The 22474-nt window shown below is 71.8% G+C and carries 24 protein-coding genes; 5 read left to right on the top strand and 19 right to left on the bottom strand.

All coding sequences use genetic code 11. From position 1 onward, the window contains the following. Window positions 1-32: 32 nt before the first annotated feature. The 14 genes from ACQEV8_RS23825 to ACQEV8_RS23760 all read right to left on the bottom strand — a co-directional run bounded on the left by ACQEV8_RS23825 (window position 33) and on the right by ACQEV8_RS23760 (window position 12824). A complete protein-coding gene (locus tag ACQEV8_RS23825; protein WP_432963521.1) occupies window positions 33-1388 on the bottom strand; it encodes a YcaO-like family protein in 1356 nt (451 codons plus the stop codon). Continuing rightward, window positions 1385-3895 carry a class III lanthionine synthetase LanKC gene (lanKC, locus tag ACQEV8_RS23820; RefSeq protein ID WP_432963518.1) on the bottom strand — a complete coding sequence of 837 codons (2511 nt, stop codon included), beginning with the start codon at window positions 3893-3895 and terminating at the stop codon, window positions 1385-1387. Before lanKC ends, ACQEV8_RS23825 begins: the two co-directional genes overlap by 4 nt. A 13-nt stretch (window positions 3896-3908) precedes the next feature. Continuing rightward, entirely contained in the window at window positions 3909-5549 is a 1641-nt protein-coding gene (gene mpaP, locus ACQEV8_RS23815; protein WP_432963515.1) for a daptide biosynthesis intramembrane metalloprotease, read from the bottom strand. A gap of 182 nt (window positions 5550-5731) precedes the next feature. Continuing rightward, window positions 5732-5893, bottom strand: a complete 162-nt coding sequence (locus ACQEV8_RS23810; protein ID WP_389962443.1) for a daptide-type RiPP — start codon at window positions 5891-5893, stop codon at window positions 5732-5734. A 61-nt stretch (window positions 5894-5954) separates the two neighbouring features. Continuing rightward, window positions 5955-6113, bottom strand: coding sequence for a daptide-type RiPP (locus ACQEV8_RS23805; RefSeq protein ID WP_432963511.1), 159 nt, complete (start codon window positions 6111-6113; stop codon window positions 5955-5957). Window positions 6114-6174: 61 nt separating this feature from the next. Then, a complete protein-coding gene (locus ACQEV8_RS23800) occupies window positions 6175-6333 on the bottom strand; it encodes a daptide-type RiPP (RefSeq protein WP_432963511.1) in 159 nt (52 codons plus the stop codon). A gap of 62 nt (window positions 6334-6395) precedes the next feature. Further along, a complete protein-coding gene (locus ACQEV8_RS23795) occupies window positions 6396-6551 on the bottom strand; it encodes a daptide-type RiPP (protein WP_215120020.1) in 156 nt (51 codons plus the stop codon). An 83-nt stretch (window positions 6552-6634) separates the two neighbouring features. Continuing rightward, window positions 6635-7834 carry a daptide-type RiPP biosynthesis dehydogenase gene (mpaC, locus tag ACQEV8_RS23790; protein WP_432963507.1) on the bottom strand — a complete coding sequence of 400 codons (1200 nt, stop codon included), beginning with the start codon at window positions 7832-7834 and terminating at the stop codon, window positions 6635-6637. Between the two features lie 4 nt (window positions 7835-7838). Beyond that, complete coding sequence (locus ACQEV8_RS23785) at window positions 7839-8057, bottom strand: hypothetical protein (protein WP_432963504.1); 219 nt, start codon at window positions 8055-8057, stop codon at window positions 7839-7841. Beyond that, on the bottom strand, window positions 8054-9103 hold the full coding sequence (mpaD, locus tag ACQEV8_RS23780) for a daptide-type RiPP biosynthesis aminotransferase (RefSeq protein WP_432963501.1): 1050 nt from the start codon (window positions 9101-9103) through the stop codon (window positions 8054-8056). The genes ACQEV8_RS23785 and mpaD overlap by 4 nt, the downstream gene beginning before the upstream one ends. Continuing rightward, on the bottom strand, window positions 9100-10281 hold the full coding sequence (mpaM, locus tag ACQEV8_RS23775; RefSeq protein ID WP_432963498.1) for a daptide-type RiPP biosynthesis methyltransferase: 1182 nt from the start codon (window positions 10279-10281) through the stop codon (window positions 9100-9102). The genes mpaD and mpaM overlap by 4 nt, the downstream gene beginning before the upstream one ends. 11 nt (window positions 10282-10292) lie before the next feature. After that, window positions 10293-11351, bottom strand: a complete 1059-nt coding sequence (gene mpaB, locus ACQEV8_RS23770) for a daptide biosynthesis RiPP recognition protein (RefSeq protein WP_432963495.1) — start codon at window positions 11349-11351, stop codon at window positions 10293-10295. A gap of 98 nt (window positions 11352-11449) precedes the next feature. Continuing rightward, window positions 11450-12430, bottom strand: a complete 981-nt coding sequence (locus tag ACQEV8_RS23765) for an LLM class flavin-dependent oxidoreductase (RefSeq protein WP_432963492.1) — start codon at window positions 12428-12430, stop codon at window positions 11450-11452. A gap of 49 nt (window positions 12431-12479) precedes the next feature. Beyond that, window positions 12480-12824 carry a hypothetical protein gene (locus ACQEV8_RS23760; RefSeq protein WP_432963489.1) on the bottom strand — a complete coding sequence of 115 codons (345 nt, stop codon included), beginning with the start codon at window positions 12822-12824 and terminating at the stop codon, window positions 12480-12482. Between the two features lie 303 nt (window positions 12825-13127). On the opposite strand from ACQEV8_RS23760, the gene ACQEV8_RS23755 reads away from it, so the two are divergent. Further along, on the top strand, window positions 13128-14132 hold the full coding sequence (locus ACQEV8_RS23755; protein ID WP_432963486.1) for a helix-turn-helix transcriptional regulator: 1005 nt from the start codon (window positions 13128-13130) through the stop codon (window positions 14130-14132). A gap of 82 nt (window positions 14133-14214) precedes the next feature. On the opposite strand, the gene ACQEV8_RS23750 is transcribed toward ACQEV8_RS23755, so the two are convergent. Next, window positions 14215-14742: a YbjN domain-containing protein gene (locus ACQEV8_RS23750; RefSeq protein WP_432963483.1), complete on the bottom strand. Its 528-nt coding sequence runs from the start codon at window positions 14740-14742 to the stop codon at window positions 14215-14217. 167 nt (window positions 14743-14909) lie between these two features. Between ACQEV8_RS23750 and ACQEV8_RS23745 the strand changes: the two genes are divergently transcribed. Continuing rightward, window positions 14910-15401 (top strand): hypothetical protein, encoded by a 492-nt coding sequence (locus ACQEV8_RS23745; RefSeq protein WP_432963480.1) that lies wholly within the window; start codon window positions 14910-14912, stop codon window positions 15399-15401. Between the two features lie 4 nt (window positions 15402-15405). Here ACQEV8_RS23745 and clpB read toward each other — a convergent pair whose 3' ends face one another. Beyond that, window positions 15406-18003, bottom strand: a complete 2598-nt coding sequence (gene clpB / locus ACQEV8_RS23740) for an ATP-dependent chaperone ClpB (protein WP_432963477.1) — start codon at window positions 18001-18003, stop codon at window positions 15406-15408. A gap of 137 nt (window positions 18004-18140) precedes the next feature. Here clpB and ACQEV8_RS23735 point away from each other — a divergent pair, with 137 nt between their 5' ends. Further along, complete coding sequence (locus ACQEV8_RS23735) at window positions 18141-18557, top strand: pyridoxamine 5'-phosphate oxidase family protein (RefSeq protein WP_399027553.1); 417 nt, start codon at window positions 18141-18143, stop codon at window positions 18555-18557. A gap of 172 nt (window positions 18558-18729) precedes the next feature. Here the strand turns inward: ACQEV8_RS23735 and ACQEV8_RS23730 are convergent, their stop codons facing one another. Next, on the bottom strand, window positions 18730-19083 hold the full coding sequence (locus ACQEV8_RS23730; protein ID WP_432963474.1) for a hypothetical protein: 354 nt from the start codon (window positions 19081-19083) through the stop codon (window positions 18730-18732). A 2-nt stretch (window positions 19084-19085) separates the two neighbouring features. Next, on the bottom strand, window positions 19086-19268 hold the full coding sequence (locus ACQEV8_RS23725) for a hypothetical protein (protein WP_370869203.1): 183 nt from the start codon (window positions 19266-19268) through the stop codon (window positions 19086-19088). 182 nt (window positions 19269-19450) lie between these two features. Between ACQEV8_RS23725 and ACQEV8_RS23720 the strand changes: the two genes are divergently transcribed. Both ACQEV8_RS23720 and ACQEV8_RS23715 read left to right on the top strand, forming a co-directional pair. Further along, entirely contained in the window at window positions 19451-20395 is a 945-nt protein-coding gene (locus ACQEV8_RS23720; protein ID WP_432963471.1) for a helix-turn-helix transcriptional regulator, read from the top strand. A gap of 17 nt (window positions 20396-20412) precedes the next feature. Further along, window positions 20413-21402 carry a LuxR C-terminal-related transcriptional regulator gene (locus tag ACQEV8_RS23715; RefSeq protein WP_432963468.1) on the top strand — a complete coding sequence of 330 codons (990 nt, stop codon included), beginning with the start codon at window positions 20413-20415 and terminating at the stop codon, window positions 21400-21402. On the opposite strand, the gene ACQEV8_RS23710 is transcribed toward ACQEV8_RS23715, so the two are convergent. Beyond that, complete coding sequence (locus ACQEV8_RS23710; RefSeq protein ID WP_432963465.1) at window positions 21365-22402, bottom strand: LuxR C-terminal-related transcriptional regulator; 1038 nt, start codon at window positions 22400-22402, stop codon at window positions 21365-21367. The two genes, ACQEV8_RS23715 and ACQEV8_RS23710, sit on opposite strands and share 38 nt — an antisense overlap. Window positions 22403-22474 lie beyond the last annotated feature (72 nt).

The following is a 22474-nucleotide window of genomic DNA, read 5'->3' as shown; positions in this document are numbered from 1 at the left end:
GGGGGAACGAGCGGCGGCGGACCACCGCCGGGTCAGGGCAAGGGGTGCGGGGCCGCTTCCCGCGGGTCGTCCAGGCGGGCGGGGCAGCCGGTCCGTTCGGCCGCCGAGGCCAGCCGGGGCAGGTGCCGGCTCCAGCGATGCGTCTCGTCCATCCGCAGGTTCTGGTAGCCGGGGGCCAGCACCTTGACGACGTGCCAGCCCATGGCGGCGACGGCCTGCGGAAGGCGCGGGGTGAGGTCGACGGCGAGGAGGCCCGCGCCGTCGGCGGTCAGGGCCCGCCGGATCTCCTCCGCGCCCAGGTCCCGCGCGGGCGGCGGAGCCGGCAGCGTGCCCGGCTCCTGGAAACCCTCGACCCAGTCGCGTACGGCCTCGTAGGCGGGCCGGGTCAGCATGTGGGAGAGCCGGTCGTGCTCCGTCACGATCGGGCCGAGGTGTCCGGTCTCGCCCTGCGCGCTCAGCGCCCGCAGCGCGGCCCGTACCTGCCACGCCTCCTGGAACGCCTTGGCGGCGGCCTCGCCCGGCCGGGTCGACGCCTTCATGCCGACGGTGGCCAGGGCGCGAGGGCCCTCCGGGTCGAGCAGGCAGGCGGTCATGCACCAGAGGCCGGGTACGGCGGTGGGGATGCGGGCCAGGACGGGGGTGAGCCCGGCCGCGCGTGCCCGCTCCCACACCGCCAGGAGCGCGGTGTCGGCGGGTGACGGGGTGTACGTCGGCAGCCGCAGCCGGCGGTCCCAGGCGACGGTGAGGGCGTCCCGCTCCGTCACCTCGGTCATCGCTGCGGCGAGAGCGGTCTCGTGGCTCGCGCCGGCCGCCGCGCCCGACGGGCTCGGGTCGAACAGGTCGGCCCGGCGGGCGGGCCAGTCGACGAGGTCCGCCGGGACGAGGACGGGGGTGTCCGAGTCCAGGGCGCGGGCCTCGTACCAGGACAGGTCGGCCGCCTCGGCGTCCGGGTGGGACAGGGCGTGGCCCGGGTGGTACGCGTACAGCGTCGTGCCGTCCAGGCCGGCCGCGGTGCCCGTGCGGGCGGGGTACGCGGCCGAGGGGTGCAGAGCGCGCCGCTCCACGGCCTCGCCCGCTCCGCGCAGCAGCGCATCGACCCGGGAGGTACCGCTGGCCCCGGCGAACCGGGAGGACAGCGGGGGGTCCAGGTCCAGGAGGGCGGTACCCGGGCGGGCGGGGGCGGTGGCAGCGGAGCCTGCCGAACCCGCCGGGCCCGGGGCCCCGGCCGAGACCCCAGACCCCGCAGAACCCACCGTGCCCGTGAAGCCCTCCACCGGCTGGAGTTCGACCGCGCTGCTCCACAGCGGGTCGCCGTCGTGCGGAGGCGTCACCGCGTAGCGCAGGGCGACGCCCGACGCGGGGGCGAGGGTGGCCGGGATGTCGATCATCGTCGGGCCTCGATGCCCGCGGGGGTGAGGAAGGGCAGGGCCGGGGTGCCGTCCCGCAGGGCGGTGAGGGCCAGGAGGACACCCGCCGAGCCGGTGCCCAGGTCCGTGGAGAGGCGGTAGCCGTAGTTGCCGAGGAAATCGACGCGACCGGGTTCGGCGGCGATCGCCTCCCAGCCGAGGGCTTCGAGGTGGAAGCCCAGGACGTCCCGCTCGGCCGCGCTGCCGCCGTCCTCGAGGGCGAGGATCTCGCCCGCGCGTCCGTGCAGCAGGCCGCACGACGTGGCGAAGCCGCCCCGCCGCAGGTTGACGAGCCGCTTCACCGCGGTGCGCAGCCGCTCGTCGTCGGGGGTGTGCCGGAGCGCGGCCCGCAGCGCGAGCACGATGCCTGCGGAACCCTCCAGCCCGGGGCTGAGGAAACGGTCGTCGAAGTCGGCCCGCTCGATGAGCTCCAGTTCCGCGTGGAGTTCGGCCACGGCCCGCTTCAACAGGTCGCCGCAGCCCGTGTGTTCGTAGAGGCGCAGCAGCAGGAGGGCGCTGCCGCAGCGGCCGTGCAGCAGCCCGATGCGCTGGGGCGCCGGGGCGTCGGGCAGCCGGTCGGCGAGCTGGAGCGCCTGGCGCAGGCCCTGGTCGTCCCCCCGCCGGGCGGCCAGGTGCAGTGCCGTCAGTCCGAGGCCCGAGAGGCCGGTCGCCAGGGTCGTCGCCACATTGGCGTCGCATCCGGCGAAGGCACGCTCCATGACGGCGTCGGCGGCGCCGGGGTGACCGAGTTCGTCCAGGGTGTACGCGATGCCGGCGAGGCCGGTGAAGAAGCCGGGGCCGTCGCCGGTGACCTGCCCGGCCTGGCCGAGCAGCCACTCGACGTGCTCGGCGGGCACCTCGGCACCGGCGCGGTGGAGCGCCCAGAGCACGCCGGCCGCCCCGTACGAGAAGGTCACGCCCCCGTCGGCGACGATGAACTGCGAGACGTCACCCGGGTAGAGGCGGTCGGTGCGCTCGGGGGTGGCCGCCTCGACGATGGAAGCGGCGATGTTCGCGATCAGGTTCCCGGTCTCCTCCCCGGCGGCGGGCCAGCGCACGCCGAACTCCGTCCGCGCGCCCAGGACATCGTCGCCGAGACCGCGCTCGATCTGCTGGGCGAAGGACTCGGGGAGGGGAAAGTCACGGACCGCCGTGTCGATCAGGGTGCGGATCTTCTCCGTGCCCCACGGCACGACATGCGGCATGGGGACGAACATCGTCAGCCGGAGCACGTCCAGCGCGAACAGGTCGACGGCGGGGCCCCGGAGGTGGTCGGGCGCCCGGAAGCCGAGGGAGCCCATGGCCTGCGCGCGCATCTCCTCGGCGGGGGTGGCGGTCTCCATGTCGATGAAGGCGACGGTGTCGTCGGAGTCCACGAGGATGTTGCCCGGGTGCAGGTCGCCGAAGACCACACCGCGTTCGTGCATGGCGGCCACGGCCTCGGCGACCTGGTCGATGATGCGCAGCGCCCAGTCCGCGTACTCCGCCCTGGCCCGAGGCGTGTTGTCGGTGCTGCCGTAGGGGTGGCGCAGGCGTACGAGCTCCGTGAGCGGGGTGCCGTCGACGAAGTCACGGGCCAGGAAGTGGTGTTCGTTCCCCTTGCGTACGTCCCTCAGCGCGGGCACGGACGGGAGCCCGGCGAGCCGGGACAGCGCCCACTGCTCGCGGTCGAGGCGGGCCACGGCGTCGTCCCCGGCCGCGTCGAGGCCGGCGAACGGGCGGGCCTCCTTGAGCAGGACCTCGCTGCCGTCCCGCTTGTCGACGGCACGGTAGACGCCGCCGCCGTTGGAGAAGTGCAGGGCCTTGTAGACGCGGAAGGGGAAGTCGCCGAGGGTGCGGGCGCGCCGTTCGGCGAGTGCCTCCTGGAGGAACGAGGGGATCGCGACCCAGGAGGGGGTGTGGAACCCGGGGCGCCGCTCGTCGGGGACGAGTTCGCCGTCCGGGGTGGTGATCGCGGGAGTGAGGGTGCCGTCCTTGAGCCGGGTGGTCTTCAGTACGAAGCCCCCGTAGCGCACGTGGAGCGGGCCCTCCCGCCAGCGCAGATCGCTCAGGATCGAGGGGGCACGGGTGCCGCCGACGAGCTGCTCCAGGCCGTCCAGGGCCTGCTTCAGCTCCGTCTCGTCGGCGGGGTAGATGGTGATGAACTTGCCGCTGGCGCTGCGGTCCCCGTACTTGCTGCCGCGGCGGGCGAGGGTCTCCGGGTCGGATATGTACTTGTACATGAGCCCGTGCTCGACGCAGTACGGTGCGACGGTGTCGAGGAGTCCGGCCGCGTTGTCGGGGGACGCCGCGACGTGGATCTTCCATCCCTGGTCGGGGACGCGGGAGTCGGGTGGGACGCAGACCGTCCACTCCCGTCCCCGGGTGGCCGTCCAGCCCTCGGGCAGGTTCCGGCCCTCGTGGAAGTCCGCGCCGACGGACTCGGTGGCGGGGGCGTCGTAGAAGAGCGAGTCCGCGCGGCAGAAGTTGATGAACCGGGTGTCGAGCACGGTGTCTCCAGGGTCAGAAGGGCAGGAACGGAAGCACGTAGGTGCGGTGCAGGGACTTCCACAGGGGCACGCTGCCGAGCTCGACCTCGGCGGTGCCGGTGGCCGGCGCGGGGGTACGGGCGAGGTCCAGTGGGTAGGCGGTCGAGTTCATGAGCACGGTGTCTCCCACGTCCACGGGGAAGTAGGCGGAGACCGGGACCTCGGTCTCGCCGGACGGGGCTGATCCCACCCGGGCGGTGGCGACGGGGTCGTTCAGCACCAGGCCGTTCGTCCGCAGTGTCACCTGCTGCCCGGGACGTATCCCCTCGGTCGCGGAGCCCTCCGGCAGGACCAGTCGGGTGCCGCCGGCGTCGGTGACGTAGGCGGCGGCCGCCGTCTGACGGACCGGCAGGAACAGCGCGGCGCACGCGAGAGCGGCCAGCAGGGTGCAGACGGCTCCGACCCGGACCGGGCGGACGCCGGCGGCCTTCACCTCGGTGGAGAGCCTCAGGGCGCCGCGGATCACGATCCACGCGAGGTACGACAGTCCGGAGGCGGCCATCAGGAGCCCCACCCAGCCGACCCGCTGGAGGGTGCCGAGCCAGGTGTGGAGGGCGGCGCTCAGGAAGTACACGGGGAAGGCGAGGCAGGCGAAGCCGTACGCGATGGTCCAGCGGGTGGGCAGTTCGCGCTGGTAGGTGCCGCCGAAGAGGAACCGGGCGAGCGTGCGGCGGGCGTCGGCCATGGCGCGGTCACGCAGGTAGGGGACGTCCACGTGGCTCATGAGGGCGATGTAGCCGTCGAGTTTGATGAACGGCGTCAGGTTGAGCAGGGCCGTTCCGTAGCTGGTGACCGCGAAGAAGAGCAGGCAGGTCTTGGCGGTGCCGTCGTCGAGGGGCCAGGCCGCGAGGGCCGAGGCGGCCGCCAGGGACGTCTGGACCGCCGGGCCGGCGAGGGCCGTGTGGACCCGCTGCCGGCGGGCCGGAAGGCGCCAGGCGTCGGAGACGTCGCAGAAGAACGCCGGCATCAGGTAGAAGAGCATGACGCCGATGCGTGAGGGGCGGCCCCCGTAGCGGATGAGCACGGCGGCGTGGCCCAGCTCGTGGATGGACACGCCGAGCAGCAGGGCGAAGAGCACTCCGGCGAACGTGCCCGCGGACAGAGGGCTGTTCAGCGTCACCGCGACCGCGTCCCACTGGGCGGCGAGGGCGCCGACACCGAGCAGGACACAGAGCAGGGCGGCCGCCACCGCGCCCCGGGAGAAGAGGCGGGCGAACAGCGGGCCCAGGGCCTGCATGGTGCGTCCCGGCCGCAGCAGCGTGAGCTGGAGCGTCATGGGCGGGACGATCTGGAAGCGGGGGGCGAGCGCGGGTGCCGGGGTCTCGCCGTCGTCGAGCAGCTTGAGCGAGTCGAGCCGCGAGATCGCGCTGCCCACCCGCTCGGTGTTCCAGGCACCGCCCAGCCGGGCGGCGAGGGTCTCGTGGTCGCGCTCCCCGTCCAGTTCCTGGACGAGATCCGCGACCTTCTCGTTGATCCTTACGTAGCGTGCGCCGTGCTGGAGGACCCAGTCGCCCTGGCCGTCGGCCGGCGAGTGGACCTCGGCGCTCGGGGCGAGGCGGGGGCGCCGCGCATGGGCCGGGACGGTGGGGGGCGGTGGACTCGTGACAGCGCTCATGGAGTTTCCTATCGGGACGGCTGCGGGGAGTGGGAGAGCGCGGTGCACCCTTGCGGGGGTCCGGCCGGACGGGCCGGCCGGACCACCGCAGATCCTCGGTGTCGCCCGAGGGGGCTCCAGCTCGCGGAAGGGAACCGGCTACTCCGTCTCCCGTCGCGTCAGTGCGCTCGCCGGTGTCGCTCTCAGGTGAGGGTGATGGAGGTGGCGACGGAGGCGCTGATGGCCGTGCCGACGGAGACGCCGGTCCAGAATCCGGGGGCCTCCAGGGCCTCCAGCTCCTGCATCTCCAGCTCGCCGAGCTCGGCGTGCTCGATGTTCTCGACGGTGCCCAGGTTCTCGCTCATGTCAGTTGCCTCTCTGCGGAGTTCTGTGAGGGGTGCTGCGGATGGTGTGCGTGGGCGCCGGTCAGGTCAGGGTGACCGAGACGCCCACCGAGACGCCGGTGGAGAAGGCGACGCTGAAGGTGCCCCAGCCCGGAGCCTCCAGAGCCTCCAGCTCCTGCATCTCCAGCTCGACGGGCTCGGCGTTCTCGAAGTTCTCGACGGTGCCCAGGTTCTCGCTCATGTCAGTTGCCTCTCTGCGGAGTTCTGTGAGGGGTGCTGCGGATGGTGTGCGTGGGCGCCGGTCAGGTCAGGGTGACCGAGACGCCGACCGAGACACCGGTGGAGAAGGCGACGCTGAAGGTGCCCCAGCCCGGAGCCTCCAGAGCCTCCAGCTCCTGCATCTCCAGCTCGACGGGCTCGGCGTTCTCGAAGTTCTCGACGGTGCCCAGGTTCTCGCTCATGTCAGTTGCCTCTCTGCGGAGTTCTGTGGATGTGGTGGATCGGGCCGGCGGGACCGGCTCGGTCAGGTGAGGCTCCAGGCGACGGAGACGATCGAGATGCCGACGCTGACGCCGGCGCTGGTGGCCCAGCCCGGGGCCTCCAGGGTCTCCAGCTCCTGCATCTCCAGCTCGGTGCCGAGCTCCTGCAGCTCCTGCTCGACCGAGTTGTTGTGCGCCATGGTGTTCTCCTTGTGTTGTCGGTTCGGTGGTGCGGATTCGTGCGGTGGTGCGGGTGGTGCTGGTTCTCCTCCCGGTCAGGCGCTCAGGCCGCCGGGAGGGGTTCGGGGGAGCCGGCCGTGGAGGCGGTCGGCTCGGTGGCCTCGGCGAGGAGCGCGACGATGTCGTCGGCGCTCAACCCGGCGAGGGTGGGAAGTCCGGCGCCCCAGGCGCGCACGCTGCGCAGGGCGATGGGGTGGCGCAGGTGCGGGGCGAGGTGCACGGTGCGGTCGATCCGCCAGCGCGCCATGAGCTGTTGGAGACCGTCGTCGGGCCGCGGCGCGAGCCAGGGAGCTCCCTGCCGCAGGCGCTCCCACAGCCTGTGGACGCGGTCGGCGCTGCCGAAGCGGGTGTCTCCCCGCAGGGCCTGCCGCCACACGACCGGCCACAGTGCGGACACCGCGCGCATCTTGGCCATGCCCAGCGTGGTGGAGAGCTCGTTGGCGAGGGCCCAGCACTTCACCGCGTACGGGTTGCGGCCGATGTTGATGGTTCCGCGCTGGCTCTCGGCGCTGAGCCGGGCGGCCCGCAGCCTCTCGGCCGCGGGGGCCGGCAGGCCGGCGGCGACGCACCGGGCCAGTTCGTCGCCGACCGTGAGCAGGCGGCCCGCCAAGTCCTCCACGGCGGCGTCCTGTTCGGGAAGGTCGAGGGTGTCGCTGCTGTACGGGATGACGGTCCTGAAGACCGCTTCGAGTACGCCGTCCATGACGAGGTGCCCCGGGAGGGTCTCGGTGGCCTCGGGCACCCGGAGGGCGGCGCGGGGGCGCAGGCACTCCCCCATGGCGATGCGTTTGCCGTCCTGGTGGGGGAAGCAGGCCACGGGTCCCGCCTCGCTGCCGGTGCCGAGAGTGGTGGGAACCGCGAGGACCTCGGCGTGTTCTCCCCACGGCAGCGGGAGCGCCACCAGTCCGCTGCGCTGCCCGGAGGTCAGGTAGGGCAGGAGTTCGGGGCGGCGTCCGACGGCGGCGGTGAGCTTCGCGAAGTCGAGGGTGCTGCCCCCGCCGACACCGACGACCAGCTCACCGGGAGAGAGCCGGGAGGCGGCGGCCTCGACGGCCGGCATTCCCGCGTCCGCCGGGGTGAGAGCCCGGGTGGGCGTGAACCCGGCGCGGACGGTCTCGGCGAGGATCCTCCGGGTGACGGCGTGGTCGGCCACGGCCGGGTCGGCCAGGACGGTCACGCCGGTGGGGCGCAGTTCCCGCAGCAGTACGGGAATCCGGTCGTAGGTGTCGAGGGAGACGGGCACGGTGTCAGCTCCTCGCGGCCAGGGAGGGCGCCGGCAGCAGGCTGTCGAGCCCTTCCTCCACGCAGGTCATGAGCTCGGCGACCTCGGCGCGGCTGTAGGTCAGGGAGGGCACGAGCTGGATGCCGGAGGGTCCGGGGTGGACGATGGCGCCCGCGTGCCGGATGCGGGTGACTAGGTCGGCGACGTCCGTCCCGGCCAGGGCGCGGCCGTCCGGGTGGGTCATGTGCAGGGTGCGGAAGCAGCCGACGCCGGTGAGGTGGGTGGCGAGGGGTGCCGCTCGACCAGTTCCGCGAGTCCCTGCTGGAGCCAGGCGGCGACGTCGCGGCCCGCCGTGACCGCGTCGAGGCGCTCCATCTCGGAGATCGTGGCGCTGATGGCGGCGCACGCGAGGGCGGTCGCGCCCTGGGTCTCGGCGTGGGCGAACATCGTGTCGTGCTCGACCAGGGCCCGGGTCACCCGGTGGGACATCACCAGGGCGGCGGCGGGGCAGGCCCCGTTGGTCAGGCCCTTGGAGGTGACGAGTACGTCGGGCAGGCCCGGCCAGCTCTCGGAGGCGAACCAGCTTCCGGTGCGGCCGAAGCCGGTGGCGACCTCGTCGGCGACCAGGAGGAAGCCGTGCTCGTCGCGCAGGCGGCCCAGTTCGGCCACGAACGACGCGTCGAGCGGGAGGGTGCCGGTGCCGAGGACGGGTTCCACGACGACCGCGGCGACCTGGCTGCCGAGGGCGGCCATCAGCCGGCCGAGTTCGGCGGTGTCGTTCGGGGTGACGTGGCGGATCAGCCGCTGGTCCACTCCGTAGACCCGCTGGCCCAGGTCCTCCCCGGTCAGGGCGAACCCGCCGAAGGTCAGTCCGTGGAAGCTGCCCCGCAGGGCGACCACCAGGTTGCGGCCGGGCTGCCCCTGTACGGCGTGGTGGATCCGCGCCAGTTTCATGACCGCGTCGTTGGCGACTCCGCCACCGGTGGAGAAGAGCACCCGGTCGTAGTGCTCGGGCCCGCAGACCCGCAGCAGGTCCTCGGCGGCGCGGCGGGCGTAGCTGTTCTCGAAGCGGAAGGCCCCGAGGTAGGAGGCGTGCTGGGCGACTTCGGCGATGGCCTCGGCGATGCGCGGGTTGCCGTAGCCGAGGTTCACGTTCCACAGCCCGCTGTCGGCGTCGAGTGCGGTGCTGCCGTCCGCGAAGGTGACGCGGTGTCCGGCGGCGCCGACGGCGCAGAGGCTGTCGTCACCGTGGCTGGAGGGCGGTATGAGGTAGGGCCAGAGCGCGGTCATCGGGAGGCTTCCGTGGTCAGGAGCGTCACGCGGTGACGCTCGCCGGGCGGGGAGAGGAGCTGGCGGGAGGTGATGGTCAGGCCGGACGTGGTGAGCTCTTCCTCCAGGCGCGGCAGGTCGAGGACGGCCACGCGGTCCGTGCAGACCGGGACGGGGCTGTCGCCTCGCGGCGGGTCGGCGGGGAGCAGGGTGACCGTGCGGCTGTCGGCGCCGGCGGGCCAGTGCTCGTACAGCTCGTAGACGGTGCCGCCGGCTCCGGTGACCCGGACGGCCGTCTCGTCGGGTGCGTCGCAGTCGCCCCGCTCCAGGACGGTCAGCAGGAACCGGCCGCCTTCGGCCAGGTGTGCGAGGACCCCGCGGTACAGGCCCGCGCGGCCGTCCTCGTCCAGGAGCGAGAGCGAGGTGGTGCCGAGCAGGATGTGCGGGAACCGCTGTCCGAGTGCGAAGCGGGACATGTCGCCCCGCACCACGGTGCAGCGCTCTCGCATCGACGCCGGAGCCCGGTCCAGTGCGGTCCGCAGCAGCGCCAGCATGTCGGTGGACAGGTCGAGGGCGGTGACCTGCCGGCCGATGGCGAGCAGCGGCAGCGTGAACCGCCCCGACCCGGCCGCGAGATCGAGCACGGCACCGGGCGTCGCCCGCACCGCGGTCAGCAGGGCCCGGGTCTCCGGGTCGTCGTAGGTGGCGAGGTCGTGGTACATCGGGGCACCGAGGGCGTCGTACAGACCGCAGACCCGGGCCCTGTCGCCGAGCTCGGCGATCCGGCGGGCGGCGAGGGTGAGTGCGTGGGCCGACGCGGCCTCGTGGTGCGCGGGCCCGTCGCCCGACGCGGTCTCGTGGCCGGACGCGGACTCGTGGCCCGACGCGGACTCGTGGCCCGACGCGGTCTCGTCGGCCGCCAGAGTCTCGCGGGCCGCCTCAGACCCGTCGACCTCCGCGGTCACGCTGCTCTGCGAGAACCCGCCGGCCTCCGCGGTCACGCTGCTCGCCGAGAACCCGCCGGCCTCCGCGGTCTCACAAAGCGCCGTAGGCCCTTCGGCCGCCGCGCTCGCGCGGCCCGCCGTCGTCCGGTCGGCCACCGCGGTCTCGCGGGCCCGCGTCGTCTCATGGCCCGTCGCCGCGTCGCGGACCGTCGCCGCGTCGCGGACCGTCGTCGCATCGGTCGTCGTGACGGGCATCGTCGGGGCGCTCATCGTGCGGCCGCCGGGACGCGCATCGCCACGGGCAGCGGCAGGTCGTGCCGGGAGAACAGGTCGACCAGCTGGTCCAGCTCGGCGGCGGGGACGAGGTCGCCGGTTTCTCCGGAGGTCGCGAGGAGGCACTCCAGGGCTTGTGCGGCCCGTCGGTCGACGGCGAACAGGCGGTTGCCGGCCACGATGTACGCCTCCCCCTCGCCGCCCGGGTCCGAGTCCGCGTACAGCACGATCGGCAGGGCCGGGTCCGCCAGGTCGGCGCCGGCGCCGGACTCGGCGAGGCCGGGCGTCAGCCGGGAGCCGAACCCGGAGACCCGCAGACCGGTGGCTCCGCGTGCCATGAGGCTGCGCAGCGCGCCGACGGCTTCGAGGTAGCGGGCCAGGAAGGGGCGTGCGCGCAGGGCCTCGGCCCGCGCCCCGGCCGGCAGGGCCGCGTCCAGTGCGGCGGCGCCGGATCCGGTCCGGGCGAAGCGTTCGGTGAGGATGTCGAGGCTCTCGTCGACCGTGCCGAGCACCGCTCCCGTGGGGCTGATGGACAGCTGCCCGTTCCGGTCGGCGTAGAGGCGCAGGGCCGGTCCGTCCGCCGGGTCGGAAGCACCGCTCAGGGCGGCCGGGTCGGCCAGCAGCACCGAGGAGGTGATGAGGAACTCGGGGAAGACGCCTTCGGCGAGCGCCCGGTCGGCGTCGGCGAGGAAGGCCTCGAAGTCGTGCCGGTCGAAGACGCGTATGACGGTCGGGCCGAAGACGGTCATGAAGGGGCTGGCGGCGTAGGCGTGGGTCTGCAGGAAGAAGTCCTGGCCGTTGGAGAACTCGTCGCCGGGCTCCGTGAGGCTGCCCTGGTAGCCGACGGCGGGGGCGAGGTCGCCGGTGCCGTCGTCGGGCGCCAGCAGCAGGGTGCGGGGGCCGACGAGTCCGGCGGCCGTGACAGCGGGGATGTGCGCCGCGTCGGCCAGGACGAGCGTGCCGACGCCGGCGCCGGCGGGCCCGGCGAGCGGGGCGGCGGTGGCCCAGGAGATGAGGTGCTGCTTCAGACGTGCACGAGCTGTCATGTTCATGCCAGATTGGTCCTTTACTGGTCTGCTTCCCCCTCTGCGTCCGGGCAGCAGGGAATCGGGTTCGAGCGGTCGGCCACGAGCGGGCACCGAGCGATCGGTCAGTGCGGTGCCGTCACCGACCGCAGGATCGCCGACAGGTCCGCGAGCGACTCCTGGGCGCCGAAGAGCTTGTGCACGGCGGTGGTGTTCAGGACGATCTCGTCCACCCCCACCTCTTCGTAGGCCCGGAGCGCCTTGACCACCTGCGGCAGATCGCCACCCGCGAACGCGCCGGTCTCCACGACACCGCGCGCCACGTCCTCGATCCGCCCCGAGCCGACGTCCACACCGGCCCGGCCGAGCATGTCCAGATAGTGCGGGGCCTGCATGTGCGGCGCGTTGCCCGCCAGAGCCAGCCGTTCGGGCCCGGCGCCCTCACGCCCCTCCTTCTCCAGCCCCGCGGGAACCATGGCGACGACACGGGGCGGTGACGTCCGTCCCGCCCGCGCCGCGCCCTCGGCCACCGCGGGCAGGATCACGTCCCGCAGATATCCGGGCGGCGTCAGCCAGGTGATCACGACGTCCGCCACCTCCCCCGCCAGCCGGGCCATGCCCGGCCGCAGCACGCCCAGGCCCACGTCGACCCTGGGTGCCGCGGCCGGGGCCAGCTGGCCCCGGAAGGTGAAGTGCGGGCCGTCCATGGCGACCGTCTCGCCGTCGAGCAGCCGGCGCACCGCCGTCACGTACTGGCGAGCCACCTGGAGCGGCTTCTCGTACGGCGCTCCGAGGATGTTCTCCTGGAAGGCCCTGGCTCCCGGGCCGAAGCCCGCGATCACCGGTTCCCCGGTGGCCAGGGCCACGGACCGCGCTTGCAGAGCCGCCTCGTACGGGTGACGCAGGGGCATCAGCGTGACGCCGAAGCCGGTCGGGACCCGGAACCCGGCCCCGGCCAGACCGGTGAAGGTCTGGTGGGGCTCCATCACCATGGCCTGTCCCTGCCAGAGGCGCCTCGCCCCGGTCCACCGGACCAGTCCGGCGAAGGGGAGTGCCTGCTCCAGACGGCGGGGTACGCAAGGGAGGAGCACGGAGTAGTCGGTCATGGCGTCGGGTTCTCCTGGGTCGTGATGTCGGGCCGGCCGCTGCCGCTGACTACTTCCAGTCGTTGTTGTTCTTCGGCAGCTGGACCGGGCCGGGCAGCAGGTCGCCGATGAGCTGGAGCCACGCGCGGGGGTCGGCCCCCGGGAAGAACGCCGTACCGTTCCCGTTCCCGTTCCCGTTCCCGTTCCCGCGCTCCGCCGCCGCCACGGACACCGACGCCGTGACCGTCTCCGTCGCCGCCACCGACTCCGCCACCGTCCGGCTGCCCGCCGGCTGCTCGGCGGCGAAGGCCGTTCCCTGGCCGCCCAGGGCGATCATCCCTGCGGTCAGCAGACCGACGACGACGTGTCCACGGCGGCGGAACGACTGCGTGCTGCGGGACGTGGCGCGGTTCACGGATGTCTCCTCGATGCTGGATGCGGCGTTTTCGTTCTGCGCTGTTCGTGCTTCCTTGCGAGAACGACTCTGCCGTCTGGCGAGGGCCGTCACGAGGCCATTTGCGCGCAGCTTGCTGCACCTGCGGATTCCTCAAGCTGCAGCGGCGGGCCCTCACGCCCTGCCCGCTCGCCGTCACCGAATTGGCTGTCCGATACCAGAACTAAGGGACATATGTTGATAATCCGTCATTGACAGTCGAGTGCGGGCGCTCAAGGATTCCAGGGACCGCATGTGTGATCGATCATCAACAGGGGGAGACACATGGGCAATCCGCTTGCATTCCTGGGCGTGAACGAGGAAGAGGAACGGCTGTACCGCGCACTTTTGAGACGCGGCTCGTCTTCGCCCGCGTCCGGCGCCCAGGAGCCCGGTCCGGACTCGCACACGCCGTTCGAGGAGTCAGCTCTGGACCGGCTGGTGGCGTTGGGGATCGCCACCCGGAACACCCAGGGCGCGGTCCGCCCGGTCCCTCCGCCCCGGGCCGTGGACACGTTGATCGACGGCCGGCTGCGCCGCCTGCGGGAGGAGCTGGAGAGCGAGGCCACGCGGCACTCGGTCATCGAGTCCCTGTTCCTGGAGCGTCTGACCACCCCCTCCTCGCCCCGCGCGGACGCCGCCGACGGCGGCCAGATGATCACGCAGTTGCACGGGATCGAGGCGGTCAGGGAAGCCATCGACGAGCTGACCTTCTTCGCCCGGACCGAGGACCTGACCACGGAGCCGACCGGCATCCTGACCGAGGAGTCGATCGCCGTCTCGCATCCGATCAACATGCGGTTGCTGCGCCGTGGCGTGCGGATGCGCATGATCATGGGGTCCGCGATCATGCAGGACGACACCACCCTCACCTATATGCGTGAGCTGGTCTCACACGGCGCCGAGGTGCGGATCTCCCACCACCCCATCGAGCGCGTGATCATCGTCGACCGGTCGGCCGCGCTGACCCCCATCAACCCCGCGCACACCTCGGTGGGGGCGCTGCTGGTACGTGAAGCCGGACTGGTGGCCACGCTGGTCACGCTCTTCGAGCGCATGTGGGAGGCCGCGGAGGAACTCCCCGGCGAGGACGCGGACATGCCGTCCGACATCGAACGCGAGATCCTCGCCATGCTCAGGGAAGCCGACAAGGACGAGACCGCGGCGCGCCGCCTCGGGGTGTCCGTACGCACCTACCGCAAGCACCTGGCCACGATCATGCGCCGTCTCGGCGCCGCGAACCGGGTGGAGGCCGCGCTGCTCGCTCACGAGAAGGGCTGGCTGAGCTGAGAAAAAGGCGTACGGCGCGTACAGCACGTACCTGTCGTGCTCGTACGCGCCGACGCGCCGCTGGGGCAGGGCCTCGCTGGGCCTACTCTTCGTCTTCGGGCTTCTCCGCCTCGTTGATCTCCTCTTCGAGACCGAGCTGCTCGATGAGCCACTTGTCGAACTCGATCGCGGCGCGCACCCAGCTGACCGTCGAGGAGACGAAGTGCTCCAGGCTGACACCCATGCCGATCAGCATCTGGGCCTCGCCGATCAGGCGGACCGTGCCGTCGTCGTGGGTGTGGCTGTAGACCTTGGGCCACAGGGTGCGGCGGTTCCAGTCGTCGATGGACTCCAGGATCTGCGGCTTCGCCTCGATCTCATGGGGCCGGTCGTAGAACGTCCGCACGGAGAAGACCTGCTGGTCTTCCTCACCCCGGAACATGAAGTAGGTGCGGAACTGCTCCCACGGCGCCGCGAGGTCTCCCTCGTCGTCGACGACGTACTTGAGCTCCATCTGGTCGAGGAGCTGCTTCACGAGGTCCTGATCCGGGACGACGGGGCCGGCCGGGCCGCCGGACTGCGGCTCGGGCTGGCCCCCGAAGTTCGGAATCGAGGACGGGTCGATGGTCACCGTGAATTTCCCTTCGTACGGATTCCGCCATCCTCCCCCATGCGGGGAGGGGGGTGGCAAGCCCGGACAGACCCTGTCAGCCCTCGGCTGACACGATCCGGACAAGCGCAACCTCCAAGTACCCGGACCCGTCCTCCTCACCGGCGGACACGGAGGAGGCGATCACCTTGGCGGCAGCGGACAACCAGCCGGAAACGGGCAGCGGGCACACCCGGTGGGGAGTGGTCCTGCCGATCCTGGCCCTGCCCGTGCTCGTCCTCGGTTTCCTGATCATCGGCCTGTTCGCGTGGGCTCTGTCGGACGAGGACGACCCGCGCGCGGGCGACCCGTCGAAGGTGCCGTGCGCCGAGGCGCTGGCCTTCGGCGGCGCCGAGCGCCCCGCGAACGCCCGGCCCGGCCGCTGCACCGTGCAGCACGGCATCGACACCGCGTACACGGCGGTGCTGCGGATGCCGCGCGAGGACGTACGCGCCTGGCTGCGCGAGACGTATCCGAACGCGCCGGGGATCCGCACGGGCGACCCCTGCGGCGCCCTCTGTCTCGAGGTGAGCCACGAGGACGGGCTGCCCGCCTCGGCCGAGGCACATGTGGTGCAGGTGCGGGTGGACCACGAGAACGCCGAGACCGCGCTGGTGCGGTTCTCGGCGTTCACGATGTGACCCTCTAGAGCGTCTTGCCCGTCGCCGGGCCCACGATCAGGCCCCCCTCGAAGCGGTCCACCCGGACCGTGTCGCCGTCCTTGATCTCGCCGGAGAGGATCTCCTTGGCGAGGCGGTCGCCGATGGCGGACTGGACGAGGCGGCGCAGCGGGCGGGCGCCGTACGCCGGATCCATGCCCTCCTCGGCGAGCCAGGCCAGGGCCCCGGGCGTGATGTCCAGGGTGAGGCGCCGCTCGGCGAGACGCTTGGCCAGTCGGTCCAGCTGGAGCTCGGCGATGCGCTCCAGCTCCGGCTTGGTCAGCGCGGCGAAGACGACCAGGTCGTCCAGGCGGTTGAGGAACTCCGGCTTGAAGGAGGTCCGCACCACCTCAAGGACCTGCTCCTTCTTCTCCTCCTCGCTGGTCACCGGGTCGACCAGGTACTGGCTGCCCAGGTTCGACGTCAGCACGAGGATCGTGTTGCGGAAGTCGACCGTGCGGCCCTGGCCGTCGGTGAGCCGGCCGTCGTCCAGGACCTGGAGCAGGATGTCGAAGACCTCGGGGTGGGCCTTCTCCACCTCGTCCAGCAGGACCACGGAGTACGGCCGTCGGCGGACCGCCTCGGTGAGCTGGCCGCCCTCCTCGTAGCCGACGTATCCGGGCGGGGCTCCTACCAGGCGGGCCACGCTGTGCTTCTCGCTGTACTCCGACATGTCGATGCGGACCATCGCCCGCTCGTCGTCGAAGAGGAAGTCGGCGAGGGCCTTGGCCAGTTCGGTCTTGCCCACGCCCGTCGGGCCGAGGAAGAGGAAGGAGCCGGTGGGCCGGTCGGGGTCGGAGATGCCGGCGCGGGAGCGCCGTACGGCGTCGGACACCGCCCGCACCGCCTCGGTCTGCCCGATGAGGCGCTTGCCGAGCTCGTCCTCCATGCGCAGCAGCTTCTGCGTCTCGCCCTCCAGCAGGCGCCCGGCCGGGATGCCGGTCCAGGAGGCGACGACGTCGGCGATGTCGTCGGAGCCGACCTCCTCCTTGACCATGGTGTCCTTGGCGACCTCTTCTTCGGCCTCGGAGGCGGCCTCCAGCTCCTTCTCCAGGGCCGGGATCTCGCCGTAGAGCAGCTTGGAGGCGGTGTCGAAGTCGCCGTCGCGCTGGGCGCGTTCGGCCTGGCCGCGCACCTCGTCGAGGCGTTCCTTCAGCTCACCGACGCGGTTGAGGGACTGCTTCTCCTTCTCCCAGCGGGCGGTGAGGCCGCGCAGCTCCTCCTCCTTGTCGGCGAGGTCGCGGCGCAGCTTGTCCAGCCGCTCACGGGAGGCGGCGTCGGTCTCCTTGCCGATCGCCAGCTCCTCCATCTTCAACCGGTCGACGGCGCGCTGGAGTTCGTCGATCTCGACCGGGGACGAGTCGATCTCCATACGGAGCCGGGAGGCCGCCTCGTCGACCAGGTCGATGGCCTTGTCGGGCAGGAAGCGGGAGGTGATGTACCGGTCGGAGAGCGACGCGGCGGCGACCAGCGCGCTGTCCGCGATCTGCACCTTGTGGTGGGCCTCGTAGCGCCCCTTGAGCCCGCGCAGGATCGCGATGGAGTCCTCGACGGTCGGCTCGGCGACCAGCACCTGCTGGAAGCGCCGCTCCAGGGCGGGGTCCTTCTCGATGCGCTCCCGGTACTCGTCGAGGGTCGTGGCACCGACCATGCGCAGCTCGCCGCGCGCCAGCATCGGCTTCAGCATGTTCCCGGCGTCCATGGCGGAGTCACCGCCCGCACCGGCCCCGACGACCGTGTGCAGCTCGTCGATGAAGGTGATGATCTGCCCGTCCGAGTCCTTGATCTCGGCCAGGACGGTCTTCAGCCGCTCCTCGAACTCGCCCCGGTACTTCGCCCCGGCGACCATCGCGCCCAGGTCGAGCGCGACGAGCCGCTTGTCCTTCAGCGACTCGGGCACATCGCCCTTCACGATCCGCTGGGCGAGCCCCTCGACGACGGCGGTCTTGCCGACCCCGGGCTCGCCGATGAGGACCGGGTTGTTCTTGGTCCGCCGCGACAGCACCTGCACCACGCGCCGGATTTCCTGGTCCCGCCCGATGACGGGATCGAGCTTCCCCTCCCGCGCGGCGGCGGTGAAGTCGGTGCCGAACTTCTCCAGGGCCTTGTACTGGCCCTCGGGGTCGGCCGTGGTGACCCGCCGCTGTCCCCGCGTCTTCTGGAAGGCGGCCTGCAGCTTCTTGGCGTCGGCGCCCTGCTGGGCCAGCACCTCGCCGGCCGCGCCGCCCTTGGCGGCAATGCCGATGAGCAGGTGCTCGGTGGAGAGGTACTCGTCCCCCAGCTCCTTGGCGCGGGCCTGCGCGTCGGCGACGACGGCGAGCATCTCGCGGTTGGGCTGGGGCGGCGCCACGGTGGAGCCGGTCACACTGGGCAGCCCGGCGAGCACGCGCTCGGCTCCGGCCCGTACGGCCGCCTGGTCGGTGTCGACCGTCGCGAGCAGATCGGTGATGTTCTCGTTGTCCTGGCCTTGAAGCAGCGAGAGCAGCAGATGGGCGGGGGTGAGGTCGGGGTGCCCCTCGGTCACGGCCCGGTTGCTGGCCGCGTTGATCGCGTCCCGGCTCCGGTTGGTCAGCTCGGCGTCCACGTTCGCGTTCTCCTCCTCCTCGCACTGACCCGATCAGCGCACTGACTCCATGCACTGACTCAATCAGCGTACATAAAGTTGAGTCTATTCCACTCAAGGCCGGATCCGGGAGTACGTGAGCGGCTATGTTCCGGGGCATGGCCACCAAGTACTCCGTCGATCCGGGTGCCCCCGACCAGCCGTACCTCGCCTTCTGGCGGGAGCGGCACGTCTGCACCCTGACGACTCCCCGCCCGGACGGCACTCCGCACGTGGTACCCGTCGGTGTCACATACGATCCCGAGGCCCGTCTGGCTCGGGTGATCGCGAACAAGGCGAGCGCCAAGGTGCGCCACGTGCTGGCCGCCGGCGAGCGGGGGGCGGCCGTCGCGGTGTGCCAGCTGGAGGGCAAGCGGTGGGCCACGCTGGAGGGCCGGGCCTTCGTCCATGGCGAGCCCGACCGGGTCGCGGAGGCGGAACGCCGCTACGCCGAGCGCTACGGCCGGACCCCGTCGCCCAACCCGGCGCGCGTGGTGATCGAGATCGAGCTGACGCGAGCGATGGGGCGAGGGTGACCGGAAGTTGAGCGGAGTGAAAATCCACACCGGTGATCGATTGCTTCCGGCCACCGCGTGACCTGGTCGATTCCAGGCCGATTCCAGGAAATGTCCCCCAAAAACTGCAGCGGCGTCACCGTGTTCAGGTCACGGTGACGCCGCTGCGGGGGGAAGCACCTGAGCGATCTTTTTACGACGGGGGAATCGCGTCAGGCACTGCGGGGGTGGCAGAGATGGTCCTCGGGGCAGGGGATTCGGCATCCACCTGCTCGTGGTCCCTTTGGTCCAGGTTCACAAAGATCATTCCGTACCGTACGGCACATCGCACGGGCTGCGGCGCCCCCCGAGGCCGCCGCAGACACCGGTAAGCCCGCACGTCCTCGTCCTCGTCCCGCGTGACGACCACCGGCTCGCCGAACACGGTCACCATCAACGAGTCACCGCTGTGGGGGATGGCGGTGACCAGGTCGATGAAGTGCCAGCCGGAGCGGTAGGCGGTGGCCATCTCACGGCGGAAGGAGCGGTCGTCGGGTGGAGTGGTCACGGTCAGCTCCCGGATTCCGCTGCCCCGGAACTCGGCCAACTGCTGTTACTCGCGCCGTTGGTGTTCACGGCAACAGACGGCCAGCTGCTGTTCGCCCGAACATCGTCCTTCGCATCGGAGAAGCCACTCAGGGTGCCGAGGGCCACAACGGCGGAGAAGGCGGCGACAAGCACCGAGCGAAGCATTCTGTTACGCATAGTCGGCTTCGTCCTCACTTGAAGGTCCCCTTTTCCCCCGTCAGGTACGACGATGGCTCATTCGGGCACGTCATGGCCACACAATCGATGCATCATGTTCCTGCATGTTCAGGACCCTGGGGGGTGGAGATTTGGCAGCGAATCGGACTAAGGCGACACATCCCCATGCGATGACCGAGTGGTGTGAGGAGGGCGGCCGTCTGTATGCCGCCGCACTGCGCGCCGGACGCATCGCTCGCGCGGATGCGGAGCCGGCCCCCTGCCTGGTGGAGTTCGCCCTGCTTCATCCCGATCCGGACGACCCGAACTGGCTGCGCCCGGTGCCCCCGGCGGTCGCCCTGTCCCGGCAGCTCAACCCGCTGGAGCAGGAGATAGCCGACCGCCGGCGCCTGGCAACCGGCCTCGCGGAGACCTTTCAGCCGTTCATGGCCCTGGGTACCCAGCTGGCCGCCACCAGTGACGCCATCACAGTGCTCGAAGGCGGCGAACGTATCAACGCCGCGCTCAACATGGCCACCTTCCAGTGCCAGGCGGAGATGCTCACCGTCCAGCCGAGCGACCGGATGTCCGAACGCAGCCTGCTGCGCGGGCTGGAGCGTGACAGGCCGCTGATCGAGCGCGGCGTGCGCATCCGCACCCTGTACCAGCACACCGCCCACTACAACCCCGAGCAGCTGGCCTACGCCGCCCAGCTCTCCAACGGCAAGGCGGAGTACCGCACCATCGACGAACTCGTCGAGCGCCTGATCATCTGCGACGAGTCGGTTGCCTTCATCCCCGCCCGCGACGACCAGCAGGTCGCGCTGGAGCTGCGCCACCCCGGCCTGGTCCGCTACCTCCTCAAGCTCTTCGAGTACCTGTGGGACCGCTCGGTGCCGCTGAACACGGGCACCCCGTACGAGACCGCCCGCGGCGGCATCACGGACATCCAGTACTCCATAGCCAAGCTCCTGGTCGAGGGCCACGTGGACGAGGCCATCGCACGCCGTCTGGGCATGAACGTACGCACCTGCCGTGCCCACATAGCCAAGCTGGCCTCGGCCCTGGGCAGCGGCAGCCGGGCCCAACTCGGCTATCTCATAGCGCAGTCGGGGATCCTGCAGCAGGACCACTGAGAAGGAGGAAGCCCCGAGTGACCTCGGCGCCCCACCCCACGCACGACGCGGAAGAACTGTGCCCTGCCGGGAGGGAGTTGTACGAACGAGCTCTGCGCGAGGGGCACGTACCCGCCGAAGCGGCCCGCGCCACGCCCTGTCTGCTGGACTTCGGCCTGCTGCACCCCGCCGTGGACAACCTCCACCGGCTGGAGCCCGTGGTGCCGGCCGTCGCCCTGCAGCGTCTGCTGCGGATCTCCGGGGAACGCATCGCGAGCGAGCGGCGACGTGAGGAACGGCTGGCCGAGGCGTTCGGGCCGCTCCTGGCCGCCGAAGGGCACGACCCGGCCGCGGCCGGCACCCCGACGCTGACGCTCCTGAGCGGAAAGGAGCGGATCAACCAGGCCATCACGGAGGCCATGGCGGACGCGTCCCGGGAGCTGCTGACCATCCAGCCCCGCCCCAGGATCACCAGGGAGCGAATCGAGGCGGCCTATGCCGTCGCCACCCGCCGCGACCAGGCGCTGCTGGACCGCGGCGGACGCATCCGCACCCTCTACCAGCAGACCCTCCGGCACTCCCCCCTGACCGTCGCGCACCAGGAACGGCTGACGGGCGACATCGAGGCGCGTGCGCTGGACGAGGTCACCGACCGGCTCATCGTCGTCGACCGGGCGGTCGCCTTCGTCCCCGCCGACGGCGACGGCGGCCTCGCGCTGGAGATCCGCCATCCGGCCATCGTCGGCTACCTGGCCACCGCCTTCGACCGCCTCTGGCGCCTCGCCACCCCGGTGTTCCCGGACGCGGCCCCCCAGCCCTCCCTCAACGGCGTCACCCCCCGCCAGCGCGCCATCGCCACCCTCCTCGTCGAGGGCCACACCGACGCCGTCATAGCCGACCGGCTCGGGATGAACGTCCGTACCGCCCGCGTCCACATCGCCAAGCTCGCGGCGACGCTGGGCAGTCAGAGCCGAGCGCAGCTCGGGTTCCTCATCGGACGCTCGGGGATTCTTGACCGGGAACCCTGAGGGACGCCGGGGAGCGCGGTGGGCCGTCCAGGCCCGCCTGGGCGATGCGCACGCCGAGCTGCGTACGGCTCGCCGCGCCCAGCGTCTCCGACAGCCGCGCGATATGGGCCCGGCACGTCCGGACGCTTATCCCCAGCCGCTCCGCGATCACCGCGTCCTGGTGCCCCTCCGCCAGCAGGGCGGCGATGGACTGCTCCCGGTGGGAGATGCCCTCGATGCCCGTGTCGGGGAGCGGGGCCGTGAGGGGGATGGCGAGGCGCCACAGTCGCTCGAACACCGTGACCAGGTACTCGATGAGCGCCGGGTGCCGTAGCTCCAAGGCCATCGTGCGGTCGGTGTTGGCGGGGATGAACGCCACCGTCCGGTCGAAGAGGATCAGCCGGTCGATGACCTCGTCCAGCGTGCGGGCCTCCACCGCGTCGCCCATCAGCTCCAGATACGTGAGCAGCCCCTGCCCGTGCCGGGCGACATGCGTGTACAGGTCCCGCATCCGCACCCCGCGGCCGCGCAGCGCCATCGCCCGGTGCAGCCCCTCGGAGAGTTCCGCCTCGCGCCGGATGCCGCCGGGCTGGACCGTGAGCACCTCGCTCGTGCAGGCCTGGGTCGCCTCGTCCATCGCGGCCTGGATCCGGGCGAGTCCGTCCAGCACCCGGATCGCCGGGCCCTCACCCGCCGGTGAGGCCGTCCGCACCCGGCGGCCGAGACCGGCGTACCACTCGACGGCGGCCACAGCCGAACCCACCCGCCGCTGACTGGCGCTGACCTCGTCGTACATCCCGCGCAGCAACCGGGTCATGACCTCCTGCGGGGCGGTCGGCACGAGCCAGTCCATGTCGTCGGGGTCCGGGTGCAGCAGGGCGAGTTCCAGCAAACAGGGCACCGGTTCGGCGTCCCCGCGCGGCACGCGGCCCCGCCGTACGGCCCGGGAATACACGCGATCCCCGGTCTCGCACAGTCGGTCGGCACCGTGAGGATGCTCTTCCGCCCCGTGCCCGGCCATCGCCCGTCCCACCCCCGGTTCGCCGTCTTCCGCAGCGCAACTATGCGCGGACGGGACCTGCTCCGCAACACG

Origin of the sequence: Streptomyces sp. CA-179760, from assembly GCF_050937045.1 — a bacterium.
In the GTDB taxonomy this organism is placed as follows: domain Bacteria; phylum Actinomycetota; class Actinomycetes; order Streptomycetales; family Streptomycetaceae; genus Streptomyces.
The sequence above is the reverse complement of the archived record's forward strand: the minus strand, read 5'-3'. Positions and strand labels throughout refer to the sequence as shown.